Raw genomic sequence first — 7136 nt, 5'->3', positions numbered from 1 at the left:
GACGGGGCCGATCTGGCCGCGCTGCGCCGCGGTATCGGCCGCGAACCGGGCAGCGTGCCGGCGATGTGGCGCTACTACACCACCCTTGACCGTGAGGGCCGTCTCACCGCCCGGCTGCGGGCCGAGCACGTCGCGCTCACCCTGTATGCCGTGCACCAGCAGTCCCTGCCGTCGCCGGCGCACCGTGCCGGGACCGGCCTTGGCACGGCCGTCCTCGCGCTGCGCAACAGCGACAGGTTCAGCCCGGATGCTGTCGACCGCCGCTTCAACGCGGCGGCGACCGCTACCTCGCTGGACGAGGCCGCCTATCACCTACGGGGGCTGGTCCGCCAACTGCGGCACATCCCGCAGAGCCTCGACTACAACCAGTTGCAGCAAGATCTCATCAACTGGCAGCACCCCGACAGAGTCGGACAGGTGCGGCGTCGATGGGGAGGCCAGTACTTCCTCGGACGTGGTCGCGACGGTGATCGCGCCAGCACCACGTCCGCCCGCTGACCTCTGATCTTCGCCTAGCCATTCGGCCATCCGACTGTCTGTTCTCCGACGACCATCCGCGGTCCGGCCGCCCCGCCCCGTTCATCAACCGCACGGTCCTTCCCGCGCCTGTACCCGGCTCGAGAAAACCCTGCCCCGTTCGAGAAAGAGGCACCTGCCGATGCCCTACTACGTCGATGTCCACATCCTGCAGACCGTCCCGCCGTCCAACCTCAACCGTGACGACGCGGGCACGCCGAAACAGGCCGTCTACGGTGGCGCCAAGCGCGCCCGTGTGTCGTCCCAGGCCTGGAAGCGGGCGACGCGGACAGCGTTCGCCGAGCATGTCGATCCGAGCCAGCTCGGCACCCGCACCAAGAAGATCTCCGCACTGTTGGCCGAGCGCATCGCGGCCCGGGGCCTGCTCGACCCCGAGGCGAGCACCCGCATCGCCACCAGCCTCCTGGCTGACCTGGGCATCAAAGCGGGCAAGAAGGCCACCGAAACCGCCTACCTGCTGTTCTTCGGCCGTCCTCAGCTCGAACGGCTCATCGACCGCATCGAGGACGACCTGCCGCGGCTGTCCGAGCTCAACGACACCGAGCTCGCCGCGGCCGTCAAGGACGTGCCCGCGCGGCAGATCCTCGGCACCGGCCATCCCATCGACGTGGCCCTGTTCGGACGGATGGTCGCCGACCGGGCCGAGCTCAACGTCGACGCGGCGACGCAGGTCGCGCACGCGCTGTCCACCCACGCCGTCGACGTGGAGTTCGACTACTACACCGCGGTCGACGACGAGAACCCGAAGGAGGACACCGGCGCCGGGATGATCGGCACGGTGGAGTTCCAGTCCGCCACGCTGTACCGGTTCGCCACCGTCGGCCTCCGCCAGCTCGCCGACAACCTGGACGGGGATGTCGAGGCGACCGTGGCCGCGCTGCGGGTGTTCCTCACCGCGTTCACCACCTCGATGCCGACCGGGCACGGCAACTCCTTCGCCCACCGCACCACCCCGAACCTGCTCACCGTCGCCGTCCGCGCCGACCAGCCCGTCAACCTCGTCTCGGCGTTCGAGAACCCGGTCCGCTCCGACGGCCGGGGCGTTCTCGACGCCTCCGTCCGACGGTTCGCCAACGAGCTGACCACCGCGACGACGCTGTGGGGGCGTGAGCCCGTCCTCGTCGCCTCCACCTACAGCACGCCCGCGGACCCGTCCGCCGCCACCGGGCTGGCCGAGCCGCTCGGCGCGGCGAAACCGTTCCACGAGGTGGTCGACAGCGTCACGGCGGCCGCCAGGAGCTGGCTCGAAGGCAACGGCCGGTGAGCGGGGCCACCGACCCGTCCGCGGGCTCGGCCGTCAGCCCGGCAGCGGTCCCGGCCGCGGCCGGCTGTCTGGTGCTGCGGCTGGCCGGCCCGGTGCAGTCCTGGGGCGGCACCAGCATGTTCAACCGCCGCGAGACCCTGGCCGAGCCGACGAAGAGCGGTCTGGTCGGCCTGCTCGCCGCCGCGCAGGGCCGGCGCCGCACCGACCCGATCGAGGACCTGCTCGAGCTCGTCTTCGGCGTGCGGACCGACCAGCCCGGCACCCTGCTGCGCGACTACCACACCGTCAGCGACTACCGGGGCGTGCCACTGCCGTCGGCGTCGGTGTCGGCCAAGGGGACGCAGAAGCCGACGTCACCGGCGAAGTACACACATGTGACCGAACGTTTCTACCTGCAGGACGCCGTCTTCGTCGTCGCGGTCGCCGCGCCCGATCCCGTCCTGGTCACCCTCGCCGAGGCGCTGCGCAACCCGGCCTTCCCTCTCGCGCTCGGACGCCGCGCCTGCCCGCCGACCCAGCCTCTCCTGCTCACCCCCGCCGACGGAGCGAGCGGCACTGACGAGGCTGCCAGCGCCGGCCGGGCAGGCAGCGCGGACCAGACAGGCAGCGCCGGCCTCTGGCGGGGAACGGTGCTGGAAGTTCTCGGACAAGTCCCATGGCAGGCAGGCAGAGCCCACCGCGACAAGCTGCAACGGCGGCGCTCCCTCCCCCGGTACATCGACCTGCCCGTCACCCTCGACGACATCGGCGGCGAGGACGTCCGCCTGGACCTGCCGAGCACCTTCGACCCACGTCACCGGTCGTTCACCGCCCGCCGGGTCCGCCAGGAATGGGTCCATCTGCCAGTGCCCCACCGGGCGGCGCAAGACCCGGTGGCACACAACCGGATGGCGGAAAACCAGACGGCGGAAGGCGACACCGACACCCCGCCGGACCACGATCCCTTCGCTCTCCTCGGATGGTGACCATCCCATGCCTTACCTGTCGCGGATCTGGCTGAACCCGCTGCGTCCACGGGCGCAGGGACTGCTGCGCAGCCCGCAGAAGATGCACGCCGCCGTGCTCGGCGGGCTCAGCCGTCAGCCGATCACCGAACGGGTGTTGTGGCGGCTGGAAACCAGCCAGCCCCACCGCGCCGAACTGCTCGTCCTGACCGAGTCGACGCCGTCCTGGGAACACATCGTCGAACAGGCCGGCTGGCCGCACTCCGACGAGCCCCAGGCCCTGGTACGCGACTACCAGCCGCTGCTCGACCGCGTCGACAACGGCCGCGAGTTCCGCTTCCGGCTACGCGCCAACCCGGTCAGCGCGACCCGTTCGCCCAGCAGCCCGTCCGCTGCCCAGAAGGAACAGCTCGCGCGCCCGCGAGCCCGGGGAGTCCGCGTCCCTCACCGCACCGCCGGCCATCAGATCACCTGGCTCACCGCCCGTATCGATCACTGGGGATTCACCGTGATCGACGTCGCGGGCACGGGTCCGGCGCTGCACCTGTCCGCTCGTGAACGCCTCACCTTCCACAAGAAAACCGGGGATGACGGTGAGGCCGGCAGCCGGCGCGTCGTGCTGAGCACCGCCACCTTCGACGGCGCCGTCCGCGTCACCGACCCACAGCGCGCCCGACACACCCTGCTGCACGGGGTCGGCCCGGGGAAAGCCTACGGCTGTGGCCTGCTCACCCTGGCGCCTCTCGGCCCGCCGTCTGTTGTCGGCCCGACAGCAATTCTCGGCCCGACAGCGGCCGTCAGCCCGACGACACCCGGCGACGTCTGACATGTGGTGGCTGTCCAACCCGCAGGACCTGCACCGCATCGAAGACCGGATCTCAACGCTCTACGTGGAGAAATGCCACCTCGACCGCGACGACAACGCCGTCGTCCTCGTCAACCGTGAACGCACCGTGCGGGTGCCCGCCGCCCTCGTCGCCACCGTGCTCATCGGTCCCGGCACTCGGATCACGCATGCCGCAGTCCGGCTCCTCGCGGACTCCGGCACCGCGATCTGCTGGGTGGGCGACCGCGGCGTACGGATGTACGCGGCCGGCCTCGGCCCCAGCCGTGGTGCCGGTCTGCTCATGCGGCAGGCCTACCTGGTGACGCGGACCAGGGAACGGCTCACGGTCGCCCGGCGGATGTACGGCAAACGCTTCCCCGACGAGGACGTCTCACAGGCGACCATGCAACAGCTGCGTGGACGCGAAGGCGCCCGCATCAAGAAGATCTACCGCGAGCACGCCGCACGGACCGGCGTGGCATGGAACCGTCGCGTGTACGTCCCAGGCGACCCCGACGCCGCCGGCGACGACGTCAACCGGCTGCTGTCCGCGGGACACAGCTGTCTTTACGGCATCTGCCACGCCGCGACCGTCGGCATCGGAGCCAGCCCGGCGCTCGGATTCGTCCACACCGGCGGGGCCACCTCCTTCGTCCTGGACATCGCCGACCTGTACAAGGCCGAATACACGATCCCCCTCGCGTTCGACCTCGCCGCATCCGGCCACGTCGAGGAAAGGGACATCCGCACCGCCTTCCGGGACAAGGTCGCCGATGGCCATCTGATGGCAAGGATCGTCCACGACATCAAGGACCTCCTGCTGGAGGAAGGAGCCCACGACAGCGACGACGACGCCATGCATCTGTGGGACGAGTTCGACGGCCATGTGCCCGGCGGCGTCAACTGGGCCGCCGGCCTGGCCGACCAGTGGGACAGCAACACCGTCATCGGCGTCACCGGACCCGACATCGACCAGCAGACACCACCCTGATGACCGTCATTGTTCTCATCGCCACAGCCGAAGGCCTACGCGGCCACCTGACACGCTGGATGATCGAAATCACAGCCGGTGTCTTCGTAGGCAACCCCAGCGCCCGCGTCCGCGACCACCTCTGGAACGTGCTCTCCCAACGCGTCGGCGACGGCCAAGTCATCATGATCGAACCAGCGAACAACGAACAAAGGTGGGCCGTACGAACCGCCGGCCGAGACCGCGGCTACCCTGTTGACTATGATGGACTAATACTTTTCGCCCGCCCCCGCCACTAAAAGCCCAGCTCACCAAGCGTCGTCCCCGCCCGCGCGGGGATCTTCCCTCGCCGCACTCGCCCCCTACTGTCGACAGGGCGTCGTCCCCGCCCGCGCGGGGATCTTCCCTCGCCGCACTCGCCCCCTACTGTCGACAGGGCGTCGTCCCCGCCCGCGCGGGGATCTTCCCCAGGTATCAGACATGTATGCTCGCGGTAGGCCGTCGTCCCCGCCCGCGCGGGGATCTTCCGTACCAGGCGATTACGGCCCGTCACGCGCGGATGTCGTCCCCGCCCGCGCGGGGATCTTCCCACATCTGCGACCGGGCTTTCACCGGCCGATATGTCGTCCCCGCCCGCGCGGGGATCTTCCCCGCTGTGGCCTCTGCGCCGCTCCCCGCTGCTGGTCGTCCCCGCCCGCGCGGGGATCTTCCCCCCAGGCGAGCGAGCGTCGCACGAGGCCGACGGTCGTCCCCGCCCGCGCGGGGATCTTCCTGTGCACGCCGGTAGCTATCTGCTGACCTACTCGTCGTCCCCGCCCGCGCGGGGATCTTCCAAAAGGGCCGGGTCGATGATCTCTAGAGCTACGGTCGTCCCCGCCCGCGCGGGGATCTTCCCGGCACACGGTAGGGCTACAACACCCACTCCTCGTCGTCCCCGCCCGCGCGGGGATCTTCCAAGCCGCCGCGCGGCTGGCTCACGTCACCTTCGGTCGTCCCCGCCCGCGCGGGGATCTTCCTACTGGAGGCGGTTTAGAGTGGGCGTAAGGACGGTCGTCCCCGCCCGCGCGGGGATCTTCCCCGGCCGGCGGTTAGCCATCGATTAACGGTGGCGTCGTCCCCGCCCGCGCGGGGATCTTCCGTCGTAGCACCACCCGGCCCCGGCCTCCCCTGAGTCGTCCCCGCCCGCGCGGGGATCTTCCAGCTGCTCGCCGACGCCGGCCACGCCGGCGGGCGTCGTCCCCGCCCGCGCGGGGATCTTCCCTCCAGGCTGCTATTGCGGAGTTCCGGACCGTTGTCGTCCCCGCCCGCGCGGGGATCTTCCCCGGGCTAGGCGACCGTGTCAACCGGGTTAGACGTCGTCCCCGCCCGCGCGGGGATCTTCCGTCCGGGGGCGCCGGCTCTGGCACGGCTGGAGGGTCGTCCCCGCCCGCGCGGGGATCTTCCCACCCGGGTTGCCCGTCCGCCGGCGGCAGGGACGTCGTCCCCGCCCGCGCGGGGATCTTCCCCGCTGCCTATCCGGCGCCGTGTCCCCTCCAGCGTCGTCCCCGCCCGCGCGGGGATCTTCCCGGGTCAGCGTCCGTCCCAGCGTCCCCAGCGTCGTCGTCCCCGCCCGCGCGGGGATCTTCCTTACGAGAAGCATCGTGTGCGCCAACGGGCATAGTCGTCCCCGCCCGCGCGGGGATCTTCCTCCAACTACCGGCATGACATGCCCGGTGAGGAGGTCGTCCCCGCCCGCGCGGGGATCTTCCTGCGTTCTACCCCGTGTGGACGGGATATGCCACGTCGTCCCCGCCCGCGCGGGGATCTTCCCCGTTCGATCTGCTGGGGCGAGTAGCCGAGGTCGTCGTCCCCGCCCGCACGGGGATCTTCCCGTCGGCGCCCGGCACGCCGCGGTGTGGGCGGCGTCGTCCCCGCCCGCGCGGGGATCTTCCGGCGCTCGCCAGCCCCGTCGGATCACCCATCGTGTCGTCCCCGCCCGCGCGGGGATCTTCCCCACTGCTGCAGGGCGCGGTAGGTCTGGTTGACGTCGTCCCCGCCCGCGCGGGGATCTTCCTGCGGCCGGCGACGTGGCCGAGGTCCTGATCTAGAACGCCGGTCAAGTAGCGCGGATCCCATCCACGACCACCCGCGCAGGCCATGATCCAGGAGAGTTTGTCGTTGTGTACGCTTTTTGGCCGCAAAAGCGTACACAGCGACAAAATTACGCCGATCTTCTCTGGTGGCCGACGTCCATCGAAGCGTGCCATCGTTCAGGAGGGATACGTATGGTTACCTGACCAGCGCCCTAGTCGTCTCCGCCCGCGCGGGGATCTTCCCCATACTCAATCCCGAAAAATTCGGGCTGCGGTCGCCCCCTCCTGCGCGGGGATCTTCCGCTTCCTCAGGCCATGACGCCTTCGCCGGTGTGGGACAGGGCGCCGGTGATCGTGGCGAATCCACCGCGCCCGTCCACGAACATGATTGTGCAGGTGAGTGCGCGGGTGCCGGCACGCCAGCTCTCGGCGGGAAGATGGAGCCAGCCGACCCGCATGGTCTCGGTTTCCCGGAACGGCCGTCGCAGAAAGCGGCTGGCCACCTCCTGGCAGCGCGGGCCGG

General features: G+C 70.4%; 7 protein-coding genes and 1 CRISPR repeat array. Of the genes, 6 read left to right on the top strand and 1 reads right to left on the bottom strand.

The window, feature by feature from the left end; all coding sequences use genetic code 11:
* The 6 genes from casB to cas2e all read left to right on the top strand — a co-directional run.
* The coding region (gene casB, locus AC5LUJ_RS19335) for a type I-E CRISPR-associated protein Cse2/CasB (RefSeq protein WP_493465426.1) at window positions 1–498 on the top strand (498 nt) is incomplete at its 5' end.
* A gap of 160 nt (window positions 499–658) precedes the next feature.
* Window positions 659–1801, top strand: a complete 1143-nt coding sequence (gene cas7e, locus AC5LUJ_RS19330) for a type I-E CRISPR-associated protein Cas7/Cse4/CasC (RefSeq protein ID WP_493465425.1) — start codon at window positions 659–661, stop codon at window positions 1799–1801.
* On the top strand, window positions 1798–2766 hold the full coding sequence (gene cas5e / locus AC5LUJ_RS19325; RefSeq protein ID WP_250292181.1) for a type I-E CRISPR-associated protein Cas5/CasD: 969 nt from the start codon (window positions 1798–1800) through the stop codon (window positions 2764–2766). The genes cas7e and cas5e overlap by 4 nt, the downstream gene beginning before the upstream one ends.
* 7 nt (window positions 2767–2773) lie before the next feature.
* Window positions 2774–3571 carry a type I-E CRISPR-associated protein Cas6/Cse3/CasE gene (cas6e, locus tag AC5LUJ_RS19320; RefSeq protein WP_250292184.1) on the top strand — a complete coding sequence of 266 codons (798 nt, stop codon included), beginning with the start codon at window positions 2774–2776 and terminating at the stop codon, window positions 3569–3571.
* 1 nt (window position 3572) lies between these two features.
* Window positions 3573–4562, top strand: coding sequence for a type I-E CRISPR-associated endonuclease Cas1e (gene cas1e, locus AC5LUJ_RS19315; protein ID WP_250292185.1), 990 nt, complete (start codon window positions 3573–3575; stop codon window positions 4560–4562).
* Window positions 4562–4840 (top strand): type I-E CRISPR-associated endoribonuclease Cas2e, encoded by a 279-nt coding sequence (cas2e, locus tag AC5LUJ_RS19310; RefSeq protein WP_445548496.1) that lies wholly within the window; start codon window positions 4562–4564, stop codon window positions 4838–4840. The genes cas1e and cas2e overlap by 1 nt, the downstream gene beginning before the upstream one ends.
* An 18-nt stretch (window positions 4841–4858) precedes the next feature.
* Window positions 4859–6594: a CRISPR direct-repeat array (repeat unit 28 nt; unit sequence GTCGTCCCCGCCCGCGCGGGGATCTTCC).
* Window positions 6595–6921: 327 nt separating this feature from the next.
* Here cas2e and AC5LUJ_RS19305 read toward each other — a convergent pair.
* Window positions 6922–7136: septum formation family protein (locus AC5LUJ_RS19305; protein WP_493465424.1), on the bottom strand; the 215-nt coding region annotated here is incomplete at its 5' end.

The organism is Protofrankia sp. CiP1_Cm_nod3, from assembly GCF_982290655.1.
The sequence above is the reverse complement of the archived record's forward strand: the minus strand, read 5'-3'. Positions and strand labels throughout refer to the sequence as shown.

Coding starts and splice junctions, on each gene's coding strand:
- cas6e (WP_250292184.1), top strand. CDS start 2,774: ATGCCTTACCTGTCGCGGATCTGGCTGAACCCGCTGCGTCCACGGGCG.
- cas7e (WP_493465425.1), top strand. CDS start 659: ATGCCCTACTACGTCGATGTCCACATCCTGCAGACCGTCCCGCCGTCC.
- cas2e (WP_445548496.1), top strand. CDS start 4,562: ATGACCGTCATTGTTCTCATCGCCACAGCCGAAGGCCTACGCGGCCAC.
- cas1e (WP_250292185.1), top strand. CDS start 3,573: ATGTGGTGGCTGTCCAACCCGCAGGACCTGCACCGCATCGAAGACCGG.